Annotated in this window: 30 protein-coding genes and 1 tRNA gene; 12 read left to right on the top strand and 19 right to left on the bottom strand. The window is 37.4% G+C overall.

Annotation, left to right across the window (positions count from 1 at the left end; translation table 11 throughout):
- The 7 genes from QZV03_RS04850 to QZV03_RS04820 all read left to right on the top strand — a co-directional run.
- Nucleotides 1–127 (top strand): 5,10-methenyltetrahydromethanopterin hydrogenase family protein (locus tag QZV03_RS04850; protein ID WP_296874572.1); only part of this gene is annotated, 127 nt, incomplete at its 5' end.
- Between the two features lie 128 nt (nucleotides 128–255).
- Nucleotides 256–1,254: a 5,10-methenyltetrahydromethanopterin hydrogenase cofactor biosynthesis protein HmdB gene (gene hmdB / locus QZV03_RS04845; RefSeq protein ID WP_296874568.1), complete on the top strand. Its 999-nt coding sequence runs from the start codon at nucleotides 256–258 to the stop codon at nucleotides 1,252–1,254.
- Between the two features lie 24 nt (nucleotides 1,255–1,278).
- Nucleotides 1,279–1,761: a DUF3236 domain-containing protein gene (locus QZV03_RS04840; RefSeq protein WP_296874567.1), complete on the top strand. Its 483-nt coding sequence runs from the start codon at nucleotides 1,279–1,281 to the stop codon at nucleotides 1,759–1,761.
- A gap of 3 nt (nucleotides 1,762–1,764) precedes the next feature.
- Nucleotides 1,765–2,550, top strand: coding sequence for an SAM-dependent methyltransferase HcgC family protein (locus QZV03_RS04835; RefSeq protein ID WP_296874566.1), 786 nt, complete (start codon nucleotides 1,765–1,767; stop codon nucleotides 2,548–2,550).
- Nucleotides 2,551–3,255 carry a Nif3-like dinuclear metal center hexameric protein gene (locus QZV03_RS04830; RefSeq protein WP_296874565.1) on the top strand — a complete coding sequence of 235 codons (705 nt, stop codon included), beginning with the start codon at nucleotides 2,551–2,553 and terminating at the stop codon, nucleotides 3,253–3,255. It abuts the gene before it with no gap.
- A gap of 4 nt (nucleotides 3,256–3,259) precedes the next feature.
- Complete coding sequence (locus QZV03_RS04825) at nucleotides 3,260–3,913, top strand: hypothetical protein (protein ID WP_296874564.1); 654 nt, start codon at nucleotides 3,260–3,262, stop codon at nucleotides 3,911–3,913.
- A complete protein-coding gene (locus QZV03_RS04820; protein ID WP_296874563.1) occupies nucleotides 3,906–4,466 on the top strand; it encodes a UPF0254 family protein in 561 nt (186 codons plus the stop codon). The genes QZV03_RS04825 and QZV03_RS04820 overlap by 8 nt, the downstream gene beginning before the upstream one ends.
- Here the strand turns inward: QZV03_RS04820 and QZV03_RS04815 are convergent.
- From QZV03_RS04815 to radB, 4 genes are read right to left on the bottom strand one after another with little or no spacing between them, the layout of a single operon-like run.
- Entirely contained in the window at nucleotides 4,463–4,840 is a 378-nt protein-coding gene (locus QZV03_RS04815) for a putative zinc-binding protein (protein WP_296874562.1), read from the bottom strand. The two genes, QZV03_RS04820 and QZV03_RS04815, sit on opposite strands and share 4 nt — an antisense overlap.
- Nucleotides 4,837–5,553, bottom strand: coding sequence for a ferredoxin (locus tag QZV03_RS04810; RefSeq protein WP_296874561.1), 717 nt, complete (start codon nucleotides 5,551–5,553; stop codon nucleotides 4,837–4,839). Before QZV03_RS04810 ends, QZV03_RS04815 begins: the two co-directional genes overlap by 4 nt.
- 9 nt (nucleotides 5,554–5,562) lie before the next feature.
- A complete protein-coding gene (locus QZV03_RS04805) occupies nucleotides 5,563–6,738 on the bottom strand; it encodes a pyridoxal phosphate-dependent aminotransferase (RefSeq protein WP_296874560.1) in 1,176 nt (391 codons plus the stop codon).
- A gap of 58 nt (nucleotides 6,739–6,796) precedes the next feature.
- On the bottom strand, nucleotides 6,797–7,501 hold the full coding sequence (gene radB / locus QZV03_RS04800) for a DNA repair and recombination protein RadB (RefSeq protein ID WP_296874559.1): 705 nt from the start codon (nucleotides 7,499–7,501) through the stop codon (nucleotides 6,797–6,799).
- 70 nt (nucleotides 7,502–7,571) lie between these two features.
- On the opposite strand from radB, the gene QZV03_RS04795 reads away from it, so the two are divergent.
- Nucleotides 7,572–8,561 carry a hypothetical protein gene (locus QZV03_RS04795; RefSeq protein ID WP_296874558.1) on the top strand — a complete coding sequence of 330 codons (990 nt, stop codon included), beginning with the start codon at nucleotides 7,572–7,574 and terminating at the stop codon, nucleotides 8,559–8,561.
- Between the two features lie 14 nt (nucleotides 8,562–8,575).
- Here QZV03_RS04795 and QZV03_RS04790 read toward each other — a convergent pair whose 3' ends face one another.
- Nucleotides 8,576–9,157 carry an L-threonylcarbamoyladenylate synthase gene (locus tag QZV03_RS04790; RefSeq protein ID WP_296874557.1) on the bottom strand — a complete coding sequence of 194 codons (582 nt, stop codon included), beginning with the start codon at nucleotides 9,155–9,157 and terminating at the stop codon, nucleotides 8,576–8,578.
- A gap of 36 nt (nucleotides 9,158–9,193) precedes the next feature.
- Between QZV03_RS04790 and pgsA the strand changes: the two genes are divergently transcribed.
- Together pgsA and QZV03_RS04780 are read left to right on the top strand one after the other, a co-directional pair.
- The gene (gene pgsA, locus QZV03_RS04785) at nucleotides 9,194–9,760 is read left to right on the top strand and encodes an archaetidylinositol phosphate synthase (RefSeq protein ID WP_296874571.1); all 567 of its coding nucleotides are present in this window, start codon (nucleotides 9,194–9,196) and stop codon (nucleotides 9,758–9,760) included.
- Nucleotides 9,757–9,999, top strand: coding sequence for a DUF357 domain-containing protein (locus QZV03_RS04780; RefSeq protein WP_296874556.1), 243 nt, complete (start codon nucleotides 9,757–9,759; stop codon nucleotides 9,997–9,999). Before pgsA ends, QZV03_RS04780 begins: the two co-directional genes overlap by 4 nt.
- On the opposite strand, the gene QZV03_RS04775 is transcribed toward QZV03_RS04780, so the two are convergent.
- From QZV03_RS04775 to QZV03_RS04750, 6 genes are all read right to left on the bottom strand, one after another.
- On the bottom strand, nucleotides 9,996–11,009 hold the full coding sequence (locus QZV03_RS04775; protein WP_296874555.1) for a virulence RhuM family protein: 1,014 nt from the start codon (nucleotides 11,007–11,009) through the stop codon (nucleotides 9,996–9,998). The two genes, QZV03_RS04780 and QZV03_RS04775, sit on opposite strands and share 4 nt — an antisense overlap.
- 251 nt (nucleotides 11,010–11,260) lie before the next feature.
- Nucleotides 11,261–12,664 (bottom strand): pyruvate kinase, encoded by a 1,404-nt coding sequence (gene pyk, locus QZV03_RS04770; RefSeq protein WP_296874554.1) that lies wholly within the window; start codon nucleotides 12,662–12,664, stop codon nucleotides 11,261–11,263.
- Between the two features lie 68 nt (nucleotides 12,665–12,732).
- A complete protein-coding gene (locus QZV03_RS04765) occupies nucleotides 12,733–13,149 on the bottom strand; it encodes a type II toxin-antitoxin system VapC family toxin (protein WP_296874553.1) in 417 nt (138 codons plus the stop codon).
- Nucleotides 13,146–13,388 carry a hypothetical protein gene (locus QZV03_RS04760; RefSeq protein ID WP_296874552.1) on the bottom strand — a complete coding sequence of 81 codons (243 nt, stop codon included), beginning with the start codon at nucleotides 13,386–13,388 and terminating at the stop codon, nucleotides 13,146–13,148. The genes QZV03_RS04765 and QZV03_RS04760 overlap by 4 nt, the downstream gene beginning before the upstream one ends.
- A gap of 148 nt (nucleotides 13,389–13,536) precedes the next feature.
- Nucleotides 13,537–14,235 (bottom strand): ABC transporter ATP-binding protein, encoded by a 699-nt coding sequence (locus QZV03_RS04755; RefSeq protein ID WP_296874551.1) that lies wholly within the window; start codon nucleotides 14,233–14,235, stop codon nucleotides 13,537–13,539.
- Between the two features lie 9 nt (nucleotides 14,236–14,244).
- Complete coding sequence (locus tag QZV03_RS04750) at nucleotides 14,245–15,354, bottom strand: ABC transporter permease (protein WP_296874550.1); 1,110 nt, start codon at nucleotides 15,352–15,354, stop codon at nucleotides 14,245–14,247.
- A 73-nt stretch (nucleotides 15,355–15,427) separates the two neighbouring features.
- Here QZV03_RS04750 and QZV03_RS04745 point away from each other — a divergent pair, with 73 nt between their 5' ends.
- Nucleotides 15,428–15,667 (top strand): DUF3781 domain-containing protein, encoded by a 240-nt coding sequence (locus QZV03_RS04745; protein WP_296874549.1) that lies wholly within the window; start codon nucleotides 15,428–15,430, stop codon nucleotides 15,665–15,667.
- Here the strand turns inward: QZV03_RS04745 and QZV03_RS04740 are convergent, their stop codons facing one another.
- Nucleotides 15,668–15,919, bottom strand: a complete 252-nt coding sequence (locus QZV03_RS04740; RefSeq protein ID WP_296874548.1) for a hypothetical protein — start codon at nucleotides 15,917–15,919, stop codon at nucleotides 15,668–15,670.
- Entirely contained in the window at nucleotides 15,916–16,437 is a 522-nt protein-coding gene (locus QZV03_RS04735; protein WP_296874547.1) for a hypothetical protein, read from the bottom strand. Before QZV03_RS04735 ends, QZV03_RS04740 begins: the two co-directional genes overlap by 4 nt.
- A gap of 115 nt (nucleotides 16,438–16,552) precedes the next feature.
- Between QZV03_RS04735 and QZV03_RS04730 the strand changes: the two genes are divergently transcribed.
- On the top strand, nucleotides 16,553–16,768 hold the full coding sequence (locus QZV03_RS04730; protein WP_296874546.1) for a hypothetical protein: 216 nt from the start codon (nucleotides 16,553–16,555) through the stop codon (nucleotides 16,766–16,768).
- Nucleotides 16,769–16,871: 103 nt separating this feature from the next.
- Here the strand turns inward: QZV03_RS04730 and fbp are convergent, their stop codons facing one another.
- The 6 genes from fbp to alaS all read right to left on the bottom strand — a co-directional run bounded on the left by fbp (nucleotide 16,872) and on the right by alaS (nucleotide 23,258).
- On the bottom strand, nucleotides 16,872–17,969 hold the full coding sequence (fbp, locus tag QZV03_RS04725; protein WP_296874545.1) for a fructose-1,6-bisphosphate aldolase/phosphatase: 1,098 nt from the start codon (nucleotides 17,967–17,969) through the stop codon (nucleotides 16,872–16,874).
- 168 nt (nucleotides 17,970–18,137) lie between these two features.
- Nucleotides 18,138–18,209, bottom strand: a tRNA-Gln gene (locus tag QZV03_RS04720).
- Between the two features lie 64 nt (nucleotides 18,210–18,273).
- Nucleotides 18,274–19,428, bottom strand: a complete 1,155-nt coding sequence (gene thiI, locus QZV03_RS04715) for a tRNA uracil 4-sulfurtransferase ThiI (RefSeq protein WP_296874544.1) — start codon at nucleotides 19,426–19,428, stop codon at nucleotides 18,274–18,276.
- 241 nt (nucleotides 19,429–19,669) lie between these two features.
- Nucleotides 19,670–20,035, bottom strand: a complete 366-nt coding sequence (locus tag QZV03_RS04710; RefSeq protein ID WP_296874543.1) for a DUF2283 domain-containing protein — start codon at nucleotides 20,033–20,035, stop codon at nucleotides 19,670–19,672.
- Between the two features lie 132 nt (nucleotides 20,036–20,167).
- On the bottom strand, nucleotides 20,168–20,362 hold the full coding sequence (locus QZV03_RS04705; protein ID WP_296874542.1) for a hypothetical protein: 195 nt from the start codon (nucleotides 20,360–20,362) through the stop codon (nucleotides 20,168–20,170).
- 205 nt (nucleotides 20,363–20,567) lie between these two features.
- The gene (gene alaS / locus QZV03_RS04700) at nucleotides 20,568–23,258 is read right to left on the bottom strand and encodes an alanine--tRNA ligase (RefSeq protein WP_296874541.1); all 2,691 of its coding nucleotides are present in this window, start codon (nucleotides 23,256–23,258) and stop codon (nucleotides 20,568–20,570) included.
- Between the last annotated feature and the right edge of the window lie 105 nt (nucleotides 23,259–23,363).

Below are 23,363 nucleotides of genomic sequence, written 5' to 3'. Positions count from 1 at the left end.
AGGTATCGACAAAATGGACGATGCTTTAAACCCAGCTGCATTATTAGGTACTGCTGACTCAATGAACTTCGGTTCCTTAGCAGAAATCGTACCTACCGTACTCGATTACTTAGGTAAAAACGAATAAACACATAATAAGTTCAATTGTTGGTTAACACCAACAATTCTTAACTTATTTTTTAATCGTTGCCAAATCAGCTATTAAAAAATAAGTTAATTTATTTTTAATAAAAATTTGAGAGAGTTAGATGTTATATGATTGATGAAATTTTAGACAAAGCAAAACAAGGAAAAGAATTAACTGATGATGAATTTTTAGAATTGTTAAATATCGAAGATGACGAGGAATTAGAGAAGTTATTCAAGATAGCATGCGACATAAGAGACAATCAATCAAAAGTGATCAAACTAACATCTACAGTGCATCTCACAAACAAGTGCCAAATCCAACCTAGATGCGAATATTGCGGATTTGCTGAAGAAACCTCTGAAAAAGGATATTACAATGCATTTTACAAATCCAATGAGGAAATCTTAACTGCAGTAAAATCCATCGAGGAGGCACATATCCCCCGCGTAAGCTGTTCCGGAGGATATGGCTATAAAGGAAAACAGGCAGTTAATGCATGCAAAATAGTGAAGGAAAACTCCAATTTAGAGATACTTGTTAATGTTGGAGGGGATTTGACTGAAAGGTCAGTTAAAGAATTGTCAGAACTGGGTGCGGACACAGTATGTTGTAATCTAGAAACAATAAATGAAGACGTGTTTTATCAAAGAAAGCCTGGCGACTCCTTAGACCAAAGAATATTAACATGCCAAAGGATAAGCGACGCAGGAATTGGATTATCATCCGGATTGCTTTTAGGACTTGGAGAAAGCAAAGAAGACAGAATTAAGCATTTACGCTATTTATCTAATTTTAAAACATTGAATGAAATACCAATTATGGGTTTCAATCCATATGAAGGCACACCTATGGCGGATTGGCCTCCGTTCCCATTGAAAGAGCAATTGAAGATTGTTGCAATAACACGTATAATGTATCCTTCAATCACAATTACAATGCCTACACCAACCGTGGGACCGGAGAATGTGGAATTCTCACTTAAGGCCGGTGCAAACAATCTGGCAACAGTGATAGCTGACAATTACCCTCATGAGGTTAAGGGAGTCGGCTCCCCAAATTACGGCAACTACACCGAAGTCGTCAATGTCATTGAGAAATTGGATTTAGTACCTCAAACTATTTAATCTCTTTTTTTAAAATATGATACCATGGCATTTGAAAAAATGATAAAAAACGCATTCGAGGAATCCCGAAACAACACCCGTTTAGGGGACACTCTTGAGGAAATAAGTGAGATTCAGGATTACATCAGGAATGCTGAAAAGATTTATATACCAAACAAAAACGGGATTAAGGTGGAAGTGCTGAATCAGGTTTTGGAAAGCTACGGATTGCCTGAAGCCAAAATACTTCAAATAAATACAAACACTGCCGACACAAGCAGAATTCCTGCACTTGCAAAGGCTTACATGGCACTTGACCAAAGCGATGCCGACTTGATAATAGCCAGGGGCCGCCTAGGAATTCCCGGTTCAGGATCACTACTCATTTTCATTGACAACAAGGGAAGAATCCTCACTGCAGGAACCTCCCCATCACATTTAATTCATAAAAAATCAATTGAGGAAGCGGTTTACGATGAAGCCTGTGAAGCGCTTGAAAAAATTGGTTTTACAAAAATAGAAGGTTAAACAATGAATGTAGATACCGGAATAACCTCTGAAGTACTTACCATTAAATCTGAAACTAAGCTAATTGACATTTTCAATGAGATTATTTTTAAAAAGTCCAATGCCGTTTACGATTATATTGAAAGCTTAAAAGTTGACGTGAACACTAGAATAGTGGTGATTGGAACATACTTCACAGGCGTGGGGATAGTTAAAAAACTAAGCGAGAAATACAATAACATACTATTGATAGACATTTATCCTCATTTGGAAGATCTATTGTACACTGGTTTGGGAGGAAAGCTAAAAAATCACATTGAATTTTCATCAAATCTTGATTTGATTTACTCCGGAGACATAGTTATTGATACGACAGGATTTGGAGGCATCAGCATTGAGCAATCATCAGGATTTGATGTGAAGGTATTCATAATAGAGGATCCCGTAGCGGAAGACAACGACAATATACTTAAAGAAAAGAACAATATTCATGATAGAATAGCTGCAGTCAAATCAAATAACAAGGCGATACTGAAAACAAAAGGGATCAATACAAAAACATCAGGAACAATGACCCTTACCATAGGCATCTTGACAGGCCTTTTGAATAAGTTTCTTGAAAAGGAAGGTGTTCTTTATAGCGCATGTGAAATGGGATTTTATGAGGAAGTCATATTTAAGGAAAAGAACATAAAGAAATTTATTGAACTTGCCAATGCCAATGCATTTAAAGTATCAACAATAAAACCGTTTAATTTGGATGAAATGATTCATGATGAATTGAACAGAATAACATCTGAAATGATTTAAATGAAACTTACAGACATAATCAAGTTTATAGAGGATAAAATTCCAAAATCCCTGGCATTAAGCTCGGATGAAATCGGATTTAAAAAAGATTACGACATGAAACAGAGCATTGACTCAATTAAAATTTATATGGATTTATTGCCGGAGCATGATGAAAACAATGGCAATACACTAATCATTACACACCATCCCCCACTATTCATCCCAGAGACACCAACATACACCATACATTCAAACTGGGATATTATTGAAGGCGGGGCAAATGATGCATTGGCAAATGCATTGAATCTAAAGGTCATAGACTATTTTGACACTAACACTCACATTGGAAGAGTTTGTGAATCAAATCAAAGCTTTTTAGAGTTAAAAAATACTATTCTGAGCAGCTTCGATAATGTGAGAATCGTGAATAAGCCGGATGACGAGGCAATGACCGGCCAAATTGGAATAATATCAGGTTTCGGACTTAAAAACCCCGACTACATTACCCTTGCCAAAGACAGGGACATAAAAATATTGATTTCAGGGGACATGACCCAGCAAACTGCAATTTTTGCCAAAAACTTAGGAATAACACTGATTGACCTAAATCATCATGAAAGTGAACTTCCAGGATTATATGCACTTGCAGATGTTTTAAAAGAACTTGACATCAATATGGAAATTATTAATGAAAAGCCTATGGAAAAGTTAGAATTCGAGTGATAATATGGTAAATGATGAAATCAAAAAAATGGAAGACAAACAAGTCCCTCGCGGAAGAATTGACTTGATTGGATGTGGAAGATTAGGTTTAAGAATTGGAATAAATTTAATCCAAGTTCACAGGGGCGGACCTAAAGTTATCGCAGCATTCGATGGACAGAAGATTGATGGGGGAGATGTGATTTTTACAATGCTTGGTGCCGAAAGCGGTCAGAACAAGCCGGATTTCCTAAGGCAATTGTGCACTCATGATGAAAATTTCAGATTAATTGAAAGCCATCCTGAATACATTGACGAGAGCAATCTTGATTTGATTAAGGGAGATGTGGTGATCATTGTCATTGCAGGAGGAAACACAATACCTACCGCCGCAAAGATAATCAAACACGCCCATGAAAATGGTGCCAAAACAATTGGAACCGCAGGAATTTTCGGATTCGGTAATGAAAACATTGAGATAAAAGACATTTCAGAGTACGACGATTCAAATCCTGCCGTTGAAGAGTTAAGAAAGGAAGGAATAACTGAAAATCATCTAATCCTAACAACAAACAAACTAATCAGGGACAATGAGCCGGTCACTCCATACACTCTTGATGAAGTTGCAAAAATAATTACAATGACTGCCTTAAAACTATTGAGAGATAAAAATGATTAAGATAGCGACAGCGGAATGTTTCACACATGGAAAAATCGGAATGGAACTTCATGCATTAGCTCAAGATTATGAAGGAAACTTCGGATGCGAATATGTTGAAAACCCTGAAAAATATGGTGATTTCAACTATAATGAGCTTAGCGTAACATGCAGCCTATTCATCCCTACAATAGAGGCCGTTTCCAAAATATTGAATGTTGAAAATCCTCCAAAACCGAAAATGCTAATTAAGGGCATTAAGGTTTATGATGAATCCGGAGATAAGAAAGTAAGTAAAATCATGGCCCAATCCGTTAAAGACTTGAGCGACTGTGATATCGCCGTCGGCACAACTGCCGGAATCGGACATGGGGCAATAACAATAATCACACCTAAATATGAAATAACAACAACAACCAGCGTTTATGCTGATTTGCGTGAAAACAACAGTGAAATGCTCTTCAGTCGATCGGAGGATGGAATTAAGAAAACATTGGAGATGATCCTATTAATTTTAAACGATGATATCTGCAAAATAAAGGAAATGGAAAATGTTGAAATACGTTCCCGTTAGATTCCTTCAAGCTCTTTCAAGATATAACGTTTCAATATCTCCACAGCCTTTTCACCGTCTTCATCCAGTCTGACTGCATCCAATGGATTCAAATCATAGGTTTTGACAACTGCATCGGCTGAAATGTTTTTAACCACATCAACATCCTTATCGTTTAGGATTACTGAAGCGCAGTCATCCCCACAGCCGGTTATTGTAACGATCTTTGCATCCTCAAGAATTGGAGAGCAATTGTTTGGCTGTGCTGAATACTCTGTGATGCATGCCGCTACAATGTTATCGTTTTCAAGTGCCAGTTCAACGCTGGCTGCCCTTACTACTAATCCGAGCGGACTTAATCCGCTGCAAGATACCAATGCTATTTTATCACTCATTTTTTCATTCTCCCGTATCTTTGTTTTACCTTCTCATAACCTCTTTTGTAAAATGGACAGAAATCGATGCACACACTGCAGCCTTCACGATGGGCAGTGCATGATTTCCTTATGAATTTCTCATCATCGTCAAATGCGTTTTCAGGGCATCTGTCAATGCACACGCCGCATGTTGAGCAGTAGTCCCTCACCCATCCCATGTCGTTTTCGGTTTTAAACGGCAGGTTTTCAATTGATGTTTTAATCATGAAAAATCCAAGGTTCAACCCTTCCCTGAACATGCACATGTTGCTTCTTGTAATGACCGCTTCGTTTGACTGTAATGCTATTGCCCTCAAACTTACACGGTCATCCAAAGGATTGATCAAATCCGCCCTGAAACCCTCTTGTCTTAAAATGTCTGCAAGTGCAAATGTTTTCTGGCCGAATTCCTGAAATTCCGCATCCATCAACTTGCATTTTTCCTTTGAAGGATCCATCTTAAGAATGTCTGAGGACATGAAATACTTGAGTATAATTATATTGTCCCAGTCGATGTCCCACTCGCTTTTAAACTCGTCACTTAACTTGGAATAGCTGAGTCCAACAAATCGTGACGCAAGAGCGATATCTCTGAATTCATCTAAAAAATCATCTGTGATGGTTGTTTTTGGTTTAATAGGATTATCAATACTGTAAAAATTAGGAGTAGGTTGATGATACCTAAATCTCATACCATTAACCTATTTTGTCCTTAAAGCTTCCACTGCTTTAGGGAACTCTTCACAAAAGACTTTGATTTCCTCTGTTGGAATTGAGAAACTGATACGCAGGTATCTGTCACCGAATTCCTCTGAAGTGTATTCGCCTTCCCTTGTGAACAGTTTTTTATCAACCAAATAGTTTGACATTACCTTCGGATCAATTCCCGCACCTGAAAGGTCGATTACCATCATGTTTGCATCAGACGGATAGACAGGCAGGAAGACACCCTCGATAGGCTCAATCATTTCATTAATCAGCCTTTGGTTTTCAAAGCAGGTTTCTCTCATCTTTTCAAACCATTCAGGTTTTGATTTGAGACCTGCGATTGCACCGAATTGTGAGATGATGTTCACTCCAAGGTCATTAACCACTGCGTTTTTGATTGCATCGATTATAGGTTTTGATGATACCACACCACCAATCCTTAAACCGGCCATTCCGAATATTTTGGAAAAGCTGTATATGGTCAATGTTTGTTCAGGAGCATAGTTCTGTACCAGGAAATGCTCACGTGCAAAGTCTTTGTAAGTTATATCATGTAATAAGTATAAATCGTTTTCTTTTGCGATTTGGGCAAATTCTTTCAATTCATCTTCATTGTATGAGGAACCTAATGGGTTTAACGGATCAATCAATATTACCATACGGGTGTTTTCATCCATATTCTCCCTTAAAAGGTCAGGAGTGAGCTTGTAATCATTTTCTTCATGGTAAATAGGAACATACCTTACCTCATCACAGAACCTGTTTGCGAAATCTCCGATGATGAAGTATCCAGGATCTGATAGAATCACGTTGTCCTCAGGTTCAAGAAGAGCCTGCATTACAAGGTACAGTGATTCGGTTGCACCTGAAGTCAAAAGCACTTCCAGACCTTCCAATCCCAAATCATCTAAAATCAATTGTTTTAATTCGCTGAATCCTTCAGGGGCAGGATATTTGCAGTATGTCTTTTGCTTAATCGCTTCAATCATGGCGTCAGATATTGTATCATCATGCAAATGGTTGGTGTTCTGTCCCATCCATATCATATCTTCATCCATGTACATATCTTCAAAGAAGTCGTTAGCTGAAGAGTATCCTTCCGGAGGCACCCTTTCTGTCTTTTGGAACTTCTTTTTCGGGTTTTTAATATCAAAATCCTTATCCCTCATAATATCAACTCAAACAATTCCAAAATAAATATCTATTTTTAATAATTTATAAAATTAACTAAGCAATTCCCTCGGAAGTTATGAAAAATGTTACACTTTTTCCTTCAGGAATGCTTCTGTGACGTTTTAATGTGGCGATTCTCTGATTAATCTCATCACCACGTTCCAATTTGATTATGACTTTGGAAATATACTCAAGTATATCTCCTCCGACTGCCCTGACTTCACTGTTTCCCTCATCATCAAAGGAATTGTAAATCTGATTTGTGATTACAACGGCAATGTCATACTTTCGTGCAATGTTTGAAAGCAATTGGACCTGTTTTCTCAATTCCTTGCTTAACTTGTAGGATTTCATGTCATCCACACGGTAGAGCGCAACTGCAGAATCAAGAACGATCAAATCCACTTCCTCATGATGCTTTCTAATCCAAACATCGATTGACCTCAGGGTTTCAGTCTGTTCGAGAAAGTCAGTCGGTTCAAAAACAATAATGTTATTGGCTACATTTGAAAAGTGCGGTCCTGAAATCTGTTTTATTCTGTCAATTGATATTCCGCCTTCAGTATCTATATAGACAACCTTGCGATTGTTTTTTGCAACATTGACAGCAAGGGTTAGAGTCACATTACTCTTACCGGAACTCGGTGAGCCGAATACCTGGGTGACAGTGCCCTTTTCAAAACCTCCATCAAGAAGCACATCCAATGATGAATTTGATGGAATCTTATGATTGTCTTCAAAATTAGCCAATACTTTCATAGATAGATATTGTATTTTATAAAATATATATGTATCAATATTGAAATATACTTATTAAGTGGTGTTAAAAATGACTAGAAAAATTACCGCATTACTTATAGTTTTAATATTTTCAGTCTGTCTGGCCAGTATTGCCTTTGCAGAAAACAATTCTGTAAATGAGAGCCAACTAGCTGACGACGGCCAGAATACAGAAATTAACAATGCAAACAATCAAGCGATTGAAGATACCTCAAACTACATCAAGGTCACTTCAATTTCAGGACGCGAATTTAAATTTAATGACGGATTTACAGGATTCTGTTTGAGTTCAACAGGAACAATTGAAACCGGAGACACATTCACTTCAGGAGCGTTTGCAAATAGCCAAACAGAAAACTACGTGAAACTGGCAATAATCGAAGCATACAAACTTGGAAAGGAAAACAATCTGGGTGAAATAATTTCCAAAATAGTTAATGGAAATATGGATACTGGAGACGAAGTCATAAAAGCAGTAATGGATTCCAATGAACAAATTGGACAAAGCAAAACAGTAAACATCGACAACACAACCGAGGCAACATTCACCTTCGAACTTCTAAAGTCAACTGATGAAGACCATATTGAATGTCTGGGATACACCGTTTCCAAAAAACCTGTAGAGCCAGTCATTTCAGGTGATGAATCTGCATCCGACGACAAACAAAGTGATGACAATAACGGCACACAACCTGCGGGCAATGTCACTCCAGGAAATAACGACAAACAGGCAGATTCAGGAAATGCAACACCTGAAAAGAATCAGACTGATGATAAAAACTCTAAAGACAATAAAACAGAACCTAAAAAGGCAGACAACAAAGTTGTCAAAAACGATACTACAATTGTAAAAAATACCACAACTGTCATCGAAAACAACACTACAATTGTGCACAACAACGTTAAAGAAGTAAATAACACTACTGCACCTAAAAACAATACTGCTACAAACCTTTTAAAGGCAGGATATCCTATCATAATCCTCCTTATTGTAATAGTAATTGCAGTGGTTGCAGTTGTTATCAAAAGAAGAGAATAATTAATTCTTTTCTTTCATTTTCTTATTATTTTTGGCTTGAAACCGGTCAGATCAACGATTGATGAGGCATGATTTGACTTTAACTCGCCGACATCGATGACCATATCCACTTCACAGTCCAGCTGCTCGAGAATTTCTGAAGGATTGCTTAAAACCTCATCGTCAGAGAGATTGGCACTGGTGGTGGTTATCGGAAAAATGCTTGCAAGCCTGCAGGCCAGCTCACAGTCAGGCACCCTTACACCGACATTAACAAGACCGCTGGTGATTACCCTCGGTACAATCTTCCTTTTGTTTAAGATGAATGTGTATGGTCCGGGAAGATAGTTTTTGATGGTGTTTTTCTGGCCGAGTGTGGTTTTGGCAACCAGATCGATTGCATCAATGTCACGTACAAGTATTGAAATAGGTTTCAGAAAGCTTCTCTGTTTAATATCAAAAATTCTTCTTACGGCCTTGTTGTCAAAAATATTTGCCCCAAGCCCATACACGGTATCGGTAGGGTACAGCACCACACCACCACGGGCAAGGACGTTTATGGCCTCAAAAATAATATCTTCATCAAAATTATCAATACTTGTTTTTACGACTTTCATTTAAATTTATATTAGATGAAATCTTCATATATAATTATGCTTCAAAGTTTAAGACCATTATTAACAAGAATATTGAACCCGTTAGCTCGAAATTTAAACATAAATCCGAATATTGTAACTGTAATCTCACCTTTTGTTGCGGTGCTTGCAGCCTATGGATTTGCCAACCACAACATGATTTTAGGATGCGTGGCAATACTCCTTTCAGGTTTTCTTGATGTCGTTGACGGTGCGGTTGCAAGATTCCATGGAAGGGCATCCCCATTCGGAGCGTTTCTTGACTCCACAATGGACAGGTTTGCAGATGCAATCATCTACATTGGAATAATATTTGGAGGATACTGTGACTGGTTTGTCGGTGTACTGGCGATTCACTCAGCAATAACAGTAAGTTACGTAAGGGCAAGAGCGGAATCCCAGGGTGCGGAGTGCAACATCGGAATAGCTGAACGCGCAGTTCGTATGATAATCTTAATGGTTGGAGCAATTATAGGATACTTTGCGGGAGACATCTACTTTACATACATCATTTACATTCTGGTAATCTTATCATACTTTACAGTCGCCCAAAGAATCATACATGTTTGGAGGCAATTGAAATGAGTGATTTGGAAAGTCCTGAAAAAATAGCAAAAGACATTGCAAAACTGGAGAGAAACCTGAATCAGGTAGCCCACATTACCTTTGAGGGAAAGGAAAAGGAAGTGTATGACAGGGCCATAGACTATTGGAACGATTCAAAATATTATCTTGAAAAGGAAGATATGAGGACTGCATTCGGTTGCATCGAATACAGCCACGGTTTGCTTGACGCATTAAGGATGATTCATGGAATCATCTAATTAACACCTTCCACTCTTTTTATATCAATAATCAACTTATCGAAATCGGACTGATAATGCTTATCCTGAATGACTTTAAATTTATCATATTCATCTTTTGCAATTTTTTTAGCATCGTTTGAGGAAATTTTACCTTTTCCTTCAAGAATCGGTAGCAAATTCAAATTAATATAATCATCCAAAACCTGTTTCCAGTCACCCATTGACATTGGAATCTCGTTCAAAGCTCTCGCTTCGGCAAGTGTTAAAAAACCGTCAACCAATGAATTCAAGCGTTTCAACTCTTTTTCATTAAGGTAATTTTTAGAGATTACAACATCACTTAAAATGATTTTACCATTTGGATTGCTCCAATTTGTCAAACCCATATTAGTTTTTTCACTGTCACTTCTCTCAGCAATAATTTCTGCAGCAGTGTGACCGCTGACTGCATAGATTAACTTATTTTGAACTGTTGCAAAGAATTCACGAGTCAATTGAGCATCCTTGTTATAATCAAAGCTTGTTGCATAGATATCTGTAATCTTTTGATTGAATCTTCGCTCAGATGACCTGATGTCTCTTACTCGTTCAAGCAATTGAGTGAAATAATCAATCCCAAATCTGGAACCATTTTTCAACAATTCATCATCCAAAACGAATCCCTTGATTATCAATTCTTTTAATTGTTTAGTAGCCCATATTCTAAAGTGTGTTGCATTTTTAGAGTTTACTCTGTAGCCTACTGATATAATAGCATCCAAATTGTAAAAATTTGTATTATATTTTTTGCCGTCAGATGCAGTTATTTCCATTTTGGAAACAACTGAATTTTTTTGTAATTCACCTTCTTCAAAAATATTTTTTAAATGTTTACTTATTGCTGGAACTTTAACATTAAATACTTCAGCCATTGTTTTTTGAGTTGCCCAAAATGTTTCCATTTTCGGGTCAACAATTACATCCATTGACACTTCACCCTCATCACCAATATACAACAGAGTTCTTTGTATTTCATTTTCTTCAGTCATAATATACACCTTTTTAAATTTAATATAATATTATCAAATATTGGTATATATTACGAGTTTTAAATAGTTTTTGTTGTAAATGAAGTCAATTTTTCAAACTGAAAGCAATATTACAAAGTGAAAACAATTTTTAAAAAAAATGAAATTTTTAGAGTATCTTATATTCCAAGATACGTGAAAAATATAAGATTTTGAAATTATAATGCAAATTACATTACTCCACAGAGATGCCCTTTAAAGTAAACATTGCATCACACTTCAAGAATCCTCAAATAATTGGTGGTTCTTGACTCACCCAGAGGAAATCCTCCTGTGATTATTATCAAATCCCCCTCATCGAGATTGAATTCTTCCCTGGCGATTTTCCTTGCGCTTTCAACCATCTCATCAGTGTCTTCAAATATTTCAGTTATCACAGGCTTGACACCAAAGTTCAGGACCACCTTTTCTGCAATGTGGCTGGACGGACAGCATGCCAATATTATGGAATTTGGCCTTAAATTACTGATTTTACTTGCGGTAAATCCTGTCATGGTAGGTGTGACAATCAGTTTGATATCGGAGTATTCAACCGCATCAACAACCAGTTTGGCAATGGTGTCGCTGGTTTCTATTGTTCCCTTGTATGCGACATGCTTTGTATAGTCTATGGTTGACTCCACATATTTACAGATTCTGCTCATGATTTCAGTGGCAGCCACAGGATACTTACCGACAGTGGTTTCACCTGAAAGCATCACACAGTCGGTTCCATCCAGAACGGCATTGGCAACATCTGAAACCTCCGCCCTTGAAGGTCTTGGATTTTCATACATTGAAGCAAGCATTTCTGTTGCAACAATTGCAAACTTGCCCTTTTCACGGCATTTTCTGATGATGTCCTTTTGAAGCATCGGCAGCTCCTCAAGGGGAACCTCAACACCCAAATCCCCACGGGCAACCATGATTCCATCGGACGCTTCAATTATGTCATCGATGTTTTCAATACCCATTCGGCTTTCAATCTTTGAAATGATGCATGCATCACCGCCTGCATCTTCAATGATTTGGCGGGCTGCGAGAACATCCTCTTTTGTGTTGACAAATGACAGCGCCAGGTAATCACATGAATGCTTGGCGGCAAATGCAATGTCACTTTTATCCACATCACTAAGGAATTCCAGTTTCAAGTCAACACCCGGAACATTAACGGTCTTGTGATCCTGGATTTTGACCTTGCCCAATGCCTTCAGCTCAACTGCATCGTCACTCTTCCCGATGACTTCAAGCTCATACAATGCATTATCCAAAAGAACCTTGTCCCCCACATTAATGAAGTCAATGGCTTCGCTGTGGTTGACTCCAAATTCATTTTCATTGCCTACAGTACAATTTTTGCTCATATGAATGGTTTCACCCTCTTCAAGGGTCACTCCGTCATCTTTGAATTCAAGTGTTCTGAATTCCGGCCCCTTTGTATCGTAGAGAATGGCCACAGGCTTGTTGCAAATTTTTCTAACTTCACGAACAACCTCTCTTGTTTTGAGTATATCTTCCCTTGTTGCATGGCTGAAATTGATACGTGCGCAATCCATACCTCCATTGACCATTTCGCCCATGACCTCAACGGAATTGGATGCCGGACCTATACTGCATATTACTTTTGTTTTTTTCATAATCTATCCATCCTAATTGTAGAGAAAAATCAGTGCTATATTAATACTTCAATTAATTAAATTTTTTCTTAATTTAAGTCAAGCAAGTTAATTTCATCAAATAGTTTGAATTCTCCATCAAAGCTTGCAACATAATCCAAGTCATAATATTCATATATTACGACTTCGGAACAGTCTATAAATCCTAATTTGAATTTGTTTTTATTGTATTTTTCAAATATTGAAAATACATTATCATTGTACATGTTAATATCTGATTCATTGATGATTGTGAAATTATCCTTCATATAGTTATATGCCAACCTAACTAATGCAACATCCTTTGTTTTTTGGCCAAGTATTGTCATTACTTCAGATATAATTCCATTTGAGATGTAACACTCATTATCTAAAACTTCTCTGTTCTCTATTGCTCTTTGATGTAGAGGGTCATTTTTTCTAAATATTGCAATGATGAATGATGAATCCAATAAAATTTTTTTCATTTGTATAAACTCCTTTTTAGTTCAACCGCATCTCTTGGATCATCATCTTCAATAATGCCCAATACGTCATCCAGACTTACTTTTTTTCTAGGCCTTATTATGATTTCATTATTTTCATTAATAGACCAATCAATGATTGTGTCCTCTATAGTTAAATCTGTGAGTTTATTACGTATAGCTTTAGGGATAGCCAATTGATAATTTTTATACAATGTTGTTGTTGCAATTATATTATCCATAATATTCAGACCCCTTTAATTTTATTTAATTAATATTATATTTTCAGATAATATAAATTTATCTGAAAAATAATAAAATCACTAATCATTACCACATATCAAATTTCAAAATAACATATTCTAAAAAAAATAGAAGTAAAATTTGATGCTAGACATCAATTTTACTGTGAATCAAAGATTCATCACCGGCAGATATTATCTCACCGTCCAAAACCTCAACAACTCTGTCTGCAAGTTTGGCCACATCCATATCATGAGTTACAATTATCAGTGTAACATTCTTATCTTCATGCAAATCAATTAGTTGACGAAGTATTCTAGTACTTGTCTTTGAATCTAGTGATCCTGTTGGTTCATCTGCCAATATTATTGAAGGATTATTTGCTAGTGCACGGGCAATTGCCACCCTCTGACGCTCACCACCGGACAGCTTATTGGGTTTGATGTCAGCCTTATCTTTAAGACCAACATCATCGAGAAGTTTCAATGCCTTTTGCCTCATCTCCTTTGAGGACATCTTTTGGGTGTACATCGGAATTTCCACATTCTCCACAACTGAAATGTTTGGAATCAGATTGTGCAGCTGGAAAATGAAACCGATTTTTTCACCCCTGAATTCATTCAGCTTTTTTGAGCTTGCCAGGTCTTCACCCGCAACGCTGATGCTTCCGGAATCCGGCACATCCAGTGCTCCGAGCATATTGAGAAGTGTTGATTTTCCTGAACCTGACGGCCCGATGATTGATACGAACTCCCCATCGGCAATTGTGAGGTTTATTCCGTTCAATGCCTTAATCTTTCCACCTTCATAGCTTTTATATAAGTCCCTAATCTCTACAGCATTCATCTTATCACCTCACTCATACCTCAATGCCTCTGTTGGAGGAAGCCTTACAGCCTTAAGGGCAGGATAGATTCCACCGATTATTCCAACCACAATGGCAATTGCAAATGCCTGTGCGAAAATCTTTGGAGTGAACAACGGTTCAATGCCCATCTGCGGACCCAATAGTGTGCATGCTGAAAAACCTATTATTGACCCAACAATTGCAGACACTATTGTGATGACCAGTGACTCTCCGACAATCATTGTCAAGATCTTGCGGTTTGACCATCCGACAGCCTTGAGCACCCCTATTTCACGGGTCCTTTCAAAGACTGACATTAGCATTGTGTTGATTATTCCAAGTCCACCGACAACAATGGCCAAAAGGGAAATTGCCCATGTTGATGCCTGAAGCATGTTGAGCATGTCCGCCATCTGCTCCATTTCCATGACTGATGTGATTGTGGTAATGTCATCGCCATACTTCTCGTCAATCCTGTCGGCAACGACCTGGGCATCGACACCCTTATCGACCTTGACGTAGATGTTTGAGATTGAATCCTCATCATCCATCAGCTCCCCGACACGGGATATTGATGTGAACACTCCACCCGCCATGTTTGAGTCTCCGGATTCGTATATTCCCACAACCTCAAAGTCCTCATGGTTGACTTCAATCGTATCCCCCACTTTATAGTCATTGTCATCGGCATATATCTCACCCAGGATGACCTCATCTGCACCGTCTTCAAATATTCTGCCCTCCTTCATGGAGATGTCAGCCAGTTCAGTGCCTGCAGGATCAATACCTATCAGGGTGTTCATATAGTCATCACCGACCGATGTGAGAACAACATATATCGGAAAGGCCTTGTCAACGCCCTCCACATTTGCTATCTTATCTGTCCAGTTTGCATCAATGGTGTTGGTCCCATATGCTGAATCCCCAGTTTCCTTTCCTGAAATCTGAAAATCAGCACCCCCCGCATGGATTGTATCCTCAAATGAGTTGACCAAACCATCTGTGATTCCACCAAGAGCAACAATTACGATAATGCCTATTGCAATACCCACAATGGACAATAACGCACTGGTTTTTCTCCTGAATGGATTTTTAAGAATGAATTTTAAAAATGACATAATACTAAATAGGCAAGTAATATATAAATAACTAATTATACAATCAATCAAAATGCAAAAACAAGGTGATGAAATGCACAAGGAAACATTACTTAAAAACATCGATAAAATCCATACAACCGAAATGGGTGTTGGAAGAATACAGAAGAATTTGGAAATTGACTGCGAACCTGTAGAGTATTGCATTTCCAAACTGCAAAAGGAAGACTCAGCAGTCACAAAAGAAGGAAAAAATTACTATGTTGAGGTTGATAACTGTAGAATAACAATCAACTCAAGCAGTTTTACAATCATTACAGCACATAAAATCTAATTATTTGTTTTGAGCAATGTATTTGCTTAAAAGTTTGTTCAACTTTATTGCGGTATTGTAGTTCATGACAATCTGCAAGTCAGATTCATTGATTAGTTCAACATCATCACCATCATTCACCAATTTATTGTTTATGACAATTAACCTAAGTTCTTCATTGTTGCCCCCAACTCCAAAAGAAGATGCATAAACAACTTTTGAGTTTTCATCAATGTTAATCTTTGATTTGATATCTACATTTTTATCGGTCATTCAATCACATCCATCATGTACCATTTTTTATCATTAATAGCTGAAAAATCAGTCATTTTTATTTCTTTATCTGAAAATGTAATGAAATAATCTTTTAAATTTTCATATTCCTTTTTATTAACAAGAATTTCCTCATCGGATTCTATTTCATTTTCCAATTCATTTAAATTCAACTCATCAGGAATATTACTTAAAATTTCATCCAATTCATCATCAGACACTTCATCAGATTTTTCCTCTCCCTCTTCCAATTGTTTATTGAAGTCAAATTTAATAAATTCTTCCTGCGCAATGTCCAGCTTTCTAATAAACTCGGATTTCATGTTTAAGATATACTTCGAATTTTGATATATGATAACTTCATTTTCAATAAATGTATTGATGAATTTATCCAAAGTCACTCTTGAAATGCCTGAACCAACGGCAATTTGCTGTTTTGTATACTCATCAACAGGTGCGGAAAATAAAAATTGCAATACTTTAGCCTGAGGACAATTTCCAAATATTTCTTGAAACATCAATTCTCACCAATATAACATATGTACACTGGAGATTAATAAATATTTCTAATTTGTACATTATCTAAACAATTAGTAATAAATATTTAAATAAAAGTAATACAAACATATAGTCATGGCAAAAAAATTTGATATCGAAGAAGTTAAGAAAAGCATAATCAAATCATTACACAAAAACAGATACTACAACAAGCGCCATACTCCCATCAAAAATGTATGTAAACGATTACCAAAAATTCCCTGCAAATACATTAAAAAAGCAATTAAAGAATTAAAAAATGAGAACATTATCAAAATCAAGCCAACATACATGATGCAGACATCTATTTGAATGTAAAAATGAAAAAAGAAATTGACGAATATCTAAATCAAATTGACTATTAACTGATTATCAAAAAAAGTAAAAAAAGAAGAGATTAGAAATCTCTTTAAATCTAATCATCCATGTCTTCAAATCTGGATTCTAATTTTTCCATTACACCAGGAAGTGAAGTGTATTCCATTTCTTCAGCAGGTAATCTGTGAGGTTCAAATGGACCGTGTCTTCTGATGTAAGTTGCGATTTTAGCAGCTTGTTCACGGGTTGGGTCGAATGCTGGGTCGTCGAATAAGTCGACTGGTCCGATCAATTCACCGTTAGCTACTTGGAAACCTAATCCGACTACTCTAGGTGGTCCGTCGAATCTGATTGGGTTTGCTTCTGCTTCGGATACAGGCATCATTGGACCGTTGTGGGATCCTCTCATCCATCCGCTTACCATGTGTGGGAATGCAAATGGATCTACACATTCACCGTTTGCAGGGAAACCAGATTGTGCTCTTACGATACATACTGGGTCGTCTTTACCAACGTATTCTCCAGCCATTAAGTTTAATCTTTCGGTACTTATTGCAGCTGCGATTTCACCGTTTTTCTTCCATACTCTTTTGATAACATATCTTCCGGTGGAACCGATTAATGCGAGTAAGTCGTACATTTCTTCAGGACAGTTGAGAATAACTTTTCTGTGTTCGATTACATCGAATACTTCAAATTTGAATCCATCGTGTAAGGATGGGTCAATAACTAATCCTGCAGTGTTGAATGGGTCTGCAAAGATTCTGAATACTGGCAAGTTGAATGCACCAGGTTCGGTTTTGTCACAGCAGAATATGAGAACAGGGTCAGATGGCCTTTCTTCAAATTCGATTTCTGCTACACCAGGACCCATACCTTTGATGTTTCCAGAGAATGTGTCAGATAATAAGTCTTGACCTGCACCGTATAATTTTAATTCACGTGCTCTTTCAGTAGCTTTCATGAATGCATTGTATGCAGTTTCGTGCACTTCTTCGTTTTCTACACCTTTGTCGTGAGTCATGATTAAGTCAATGTCGTCCCCACAACGGGATATATAGTAATCTTTTAAGATACCTGCTTCTAAAGCTTCGTTTAAAACTTCATCACAAATATCCATTAATTCTGGGTGTGCGACACAGTGTCCGGACACACTTCCAATATCAGCTTTAATTACACTAACTGTAGTTTTCATTTTAATACCTCGATTAGTAAAGTAATTATTTACTATACATTATTTATTTTTGACAAGTATAGTATTTAATAATTGTCATCTATGCAAGATAATTATACTCATTAATAGTCAGTATGCATGAGATAAAAATAGTATAACAGGTGTTTTAAAAAAAATAAGATAATTTAGTAGTCCCGAGCGGAGTCGAACCGCTATCTTTGGGTCCAGGGCCCAAAAGGATTGCCACTACCCCACGGGACTATACTATTAATTTTGTCAAACATAATATATAAATTTACACCAAAAAAAAAAATTTAAAGAAAACTTAATCAAGTTTTCTTATTTTTTCAAATGCTTTTTCAATTTCCGCATCCTGATCCATATCCTCACATGCCTGCTTTACACGTTCCAAATCGGCACGGGTTTCAGGATATTTAGGAACGGCACTGCATCCGCCATCATCAATTTTTGATATTTCGAATGTGCCTATGTCCTTTGCTATAGCCGTGATTTCCTCCTTGTCAAGTCCAATCAGAGGAGACAATATAGGCATTTCAACACCGTATCTTGTGGCCAGAATGTTTGATAGTGTCTGTGAGGCTACCTGTCCCACACTGCTTCCGTCAACAATGGCATCAGCCCCAATCTTACGAGCCAGTTTTTCTGCAATGTGATACATTCCGGATTTGCATAATACACAGGTCATTTTCTCCGGAGCCTTCTGTTTGGCGGCTGTCAGGTATTCCCCATAGTCAACAACCCTTCGCTTGATTGGTGTTCCTTTAGCATAAATATTCAACTGGTCAACAAGTAGATTGAAGTTTTCAGTGACCTTCGGACCTGAAAACGGATCGTTGTTGCAGTGAAGTGCCACGACCTCACATCCTCTCTTCATCATGAGATAGGCTGCAACGGGAGAGTCTATACCGCTTGAAAGCAATACCACAACCTTTCCCTGTGTTCCCAGAGGCAGTCCTCCAGGCCCTCTGATTTTTTCATGGAAAATATAGGTATCCCCATCCCTTACTTCAACAAATATTGTCAAATCAGGATTTGTCAAATCGACCGGCGCCAAAACGACATTTCTTACAACACCACCGCAGTGTGCCGCCATCTCCTGTGAGGTAAAGTCATGCTTTCCAACACGACGGCATTTGATTGCAAATTTGGTGTTCTCATCGATTAGATTCTCCTTTACCAATTCCTCAACATAACCGGTTAAGGTTTCATCAATGTCCTCATAGGTAGTTTTTGTTGAAGTTGCCGGAGAATATGAGACAACACCGAATACGCGGTTCAACTTTTCAACCCCGTCTTCAAAGTCTTCAGGAAGAATATAAATTCTTCCCTGGTTTCTTTCGACTTCACATTCAAAAGTAGCTTTAATATTTTTAACTAGCCTTCTTTCAAAACGTGACCTTATCTTTGGACTTTTCAATCCAATTTCACCATATCTAGCAATTATTAAATCATAATTCATTTAAACAACTCTTAATTTTAGTACACGCTGAAAAAAATAGCAATCCCTTCAATACTAGTTTTTAAATATAACAGCAAGTATAATTTTTAAGCTTACTTACTTATAAAATTAATGTAATGGATTAAATCCACAGAATAACATCAATATAATTTTTTAAATTTGTCTTACAGTATCCAAACTGCTTCAAGTGTTGTTATTGAAAAGAATGAATTAACTCAAAAATAATAATGTTTGAAACTACCTATGCGGTAGCCAATTCAATTTGAGGAACTTCAAATGTGTTAATTAGCTTTGAGTCAATAGTTTTTTCAAATTTCTCATCATGAACCATATAGACAAATACAATTGATATTTCCAGTAGTTCACCAGTGCAAACAATCTTCATGTCAATAGTTGAGGAAGCAACTTCCTTTTTTTCAATATCTAAACGTTTAGAAATATCTAAAATTTCAATGGATATGGGAATATTATTTTTATCAAAATCCAAAATAACGCCATCTTCTACCTCTAATGATTTACCAAATTCAAAATCTTCATCTACAGTGATGGTATAAATGTCCAATGATTCCTCATATTCAGTTGTTACTTTAAATTCTTTCCTAATCATTTTATTCCCTCCCTATGACTTATTATATCTTCATATGTTGTAACCCCTATAATTTTTTGATCATCATCAATCGCAATGACAATGATTAAATCAAAGTAGGGGTCATTTTCACTTGGATAAAAAATTTTAAATCTATTTTTTCCTACTGGACAATACACCAAGCGGTTCTTGCGTTAAAAGCATCTTTTTAATATAATCAATGTCAATTTTTCTTAAATTAGCCCTAGATTTTAAATGAGGAGTTAAAATATACATTTTATTTTTATCCTCAGATTTAATTAAATTTTGAAGTATTTTATCTCCTTCACAAAAGCTATATTCTGCCATTAAATCATCACTTTCAATTTGTTATGTATGTAAAAATTAACTATTAATAATTTTCATTAAAACCATACACAAAATAAGTTAATACTCCAAAACATATCTAAATTGCCCAAGTGCGAAAAAACACAAAATCACACTTCAAAAAAGTATTTATAATTAAAAAAAAATCGAAAATTAAAAAAAAAAGAAATAAAGGATAATAATCCCTTTAAATTAAATCAACTGCAGTCTGGATAGCTTCATCCATCTTGTCTGCATTCTTACCTGCACCCTGTGCCAAGGTCAGACGGCCTCCACCGCCACCACCTAAAACACCTGCAGCAGTCTTGATGATTTCATTGATCTTGACTCCACTGTCAATGGCATTTTGTGAAGCTGCACCAACGATTTTACCATCATTGTTTCCCATGATGACAACATCTGCCTTGCCGTTGTCTGTAAAGTCGGTTGCCATCTTTTGAAGTTCCTTGAAGTCTGCCTCAATCAATTGATGGACAACCTTCAAACCGTTGATTTCATCATACTCATCTGCAAGAGAGTTCATCTTCAATGATGCGATTTCGGATTTCAGACGGTCGATTTCATTTTTCTGTGCCTTCCATTCGGAGAAGAATCTGTCACAGGTTTTAGGCAGCTGGTCGTTTTCAACCTTGAATATTCCTGAACTTTCACGTAAAAGCTCTGAATCGTGCTGCATGGAATCGATTGCTGCAAGACCTGCTGAAAAGTCAATCCTTTCAACACCGTCCTGCACCCTTTCGGTCTTGTTGATTTTAATCGGTCCAACAACACCGGTTCTCATCACATGTGTTCCTGCACATGCCTGCACGTCAACGCCAGGGATTTTAACGACACGAATCATTTTGCCCGGTACGATACCACCCTGGTAGAGCACGAATCCGTATAGTTCCTGTGCCTCGTCACGGGTGTGGAACTTGATGTCGAGTTCGATGTTCTGCATCACGTATTCGTTTGCAAGCTTCTCGATTTCGTTTAGCTCCTCTTGAGTGATACGTTTGTAGTGTGAAAGGTCAATACGTGCACGTGTGAGCTCGTTTTGTGAACCTGCCTGCCAAATGTGCTGACCGAGGACTTTTCTTGCAGCCGCAATAACAAGGTGAGTTCCTGTGTGGTGGCGTGCAAGGGTTATTCTTCTGTTCCAATCGATTTTACCAGTGGCATTCTTGCCGACAACATCATCAGTTATGTCTCCATCCACATGATGCAGCACAACATTGTCTATCTTTTCAGCATGTTTTATTTTAAATGCATTTCCATCAATGGAAACTTCACCGATATCGGAAGGTTGACCTCCTCCTTCAGGATAGAATGTTGTTTTATCAAAGATTAGGCATTTGTCCCCATCCTTTTCAACCAGTCCTAAAACTTCAGCTTCAAATTCTTCTTGGTAGAAATCTTTATAGAACAGTAAGTCTGTTTCAGGATAGTCAACTTTGAATGTGGACTTCTTGTTGGAGGTGTCCTTTTCGTGTGCTCCTGCAACCTGGGTAAAGAAGTTGTCAGGAACATTTACGGTAAAGTCATCGCCTGCCATTTCAACAACAGTTTCTGGAGGCATACCGTGAGCATCATACAAGTCAATGAGCATTTCAAGAGGCATTTCTGATTTTCCTTCTTTTTTAAGCCTTTTGATTGCTCTTTTAACGATGCTTTTACCTTTTTTGACTGTTGATGCATATCTTTCTTCCTCTAAAGTGATGATGTTCATGATATGTTCTTCTGAATCACGAATTTCAGGGTAGAATTTTGATAGGAAATCCAGTTGAATTGCCATTACGTCTGCAAGAGATTCCTTCATGTCCAATTCCTTCATGAAACGGATGGTTCTTCTCAAAACAAGTCTTGCAAGGTAACCTTCCTTGACGTTTGACGGAATGATACCGTCGGCAATCATGAATGCCAGACATCTGGTATGGTCTGCTATGATATAGATCGCTTCCATAGGTTCGGCGGCCTTCAGATATTCCTCAAGTGTCAAATCAAGACTGTCAGCAACCTGTTGTCTTAACTCTTTTAAATCCCCGATATCCTCAATATCCATCATACCTGCAATCTGGGCGTTTCTTCCCTGAATGTCCTCATTGATTTCAACACCTGTCAACTCCTTGAGCTTGTCAACCACAGGTGCGAAACATGCATCGTATGCTGTTGGGGTTCCCTGTGAAATCCATGCGATACGTTCAAGTCCGTAACCGGTATCCACAACCTTGATAGGAATTTCCTTTTTGGATCCGTCTTCAAGGGTTTCATATTGGATGAATACAAGGGTAGCGAGTTCCACTCCACGGCAGCATACCTCATAACATGGACCTTCATTACCTCCACCACTCCACCAGGATTTGATGAATGTTATCTCTTCGGTGTTGATGCCTATATGTTCAAAGAATTTGTGGCACAGTTCAATGGTTCTGTCTTCCCAGTAGATGAAGTCATCTTCCTTGTTGATTACAGTGTGGGTTCCCATTGTAAAGCAGGTCATGTGTCTTCCTGTACGTCCGACATTATCAACATCGTTGAGTCTGATTGAAGGCTGAGCCATTTCGATTGGGTTAGCCGGCGGCTTAACAAGACCTGAGGTAATCCAAGGCTGGAAACAGAAAATGGATGCGCCAACCAGAAATACATCATCCCTCCACCTTTTGGCAAGAACGGGATATCTGTGGACATGAGTGTGTCCTTCGCTTTCTAAAAATTCTCTAAAAACTTTCTGGATTTCATATAAGTTGTACGGTTTGTCGGTTGCAGGATTTGCAATAAACTCGTACTCATCACATGGAGCGTCCCCACAGGTGTCACGGTCGACTTGTGAGTAAAACTCCTGTCCGCAAGTTTTACAAGTTTGTTTTTTATAACCAAGTTCGTCAAAAATTTCTACCATATAAATCAGTTCTAAATAATTTATTAGTATAAAATATGTTTTTTGACTAATAAATAATTAATGAAAAATCGGCAAAAAAACGGTTTTGTTATAAATTTGAAAAAA

The organism is uncultured Methanobrevibacter sp. (assembly GCF_902788255.1).
Taxonomy (GTDB): domain Archaea; phylum Methanobacteriota; class Methanobacteria; order Methanobacteriales; family Methanobacteriaceae; genus Methanocatella.
Note: the sequence above shows the minus strand (reverse complement) of the source record. Positions and strands in the feature narration are given on the sequence as shown.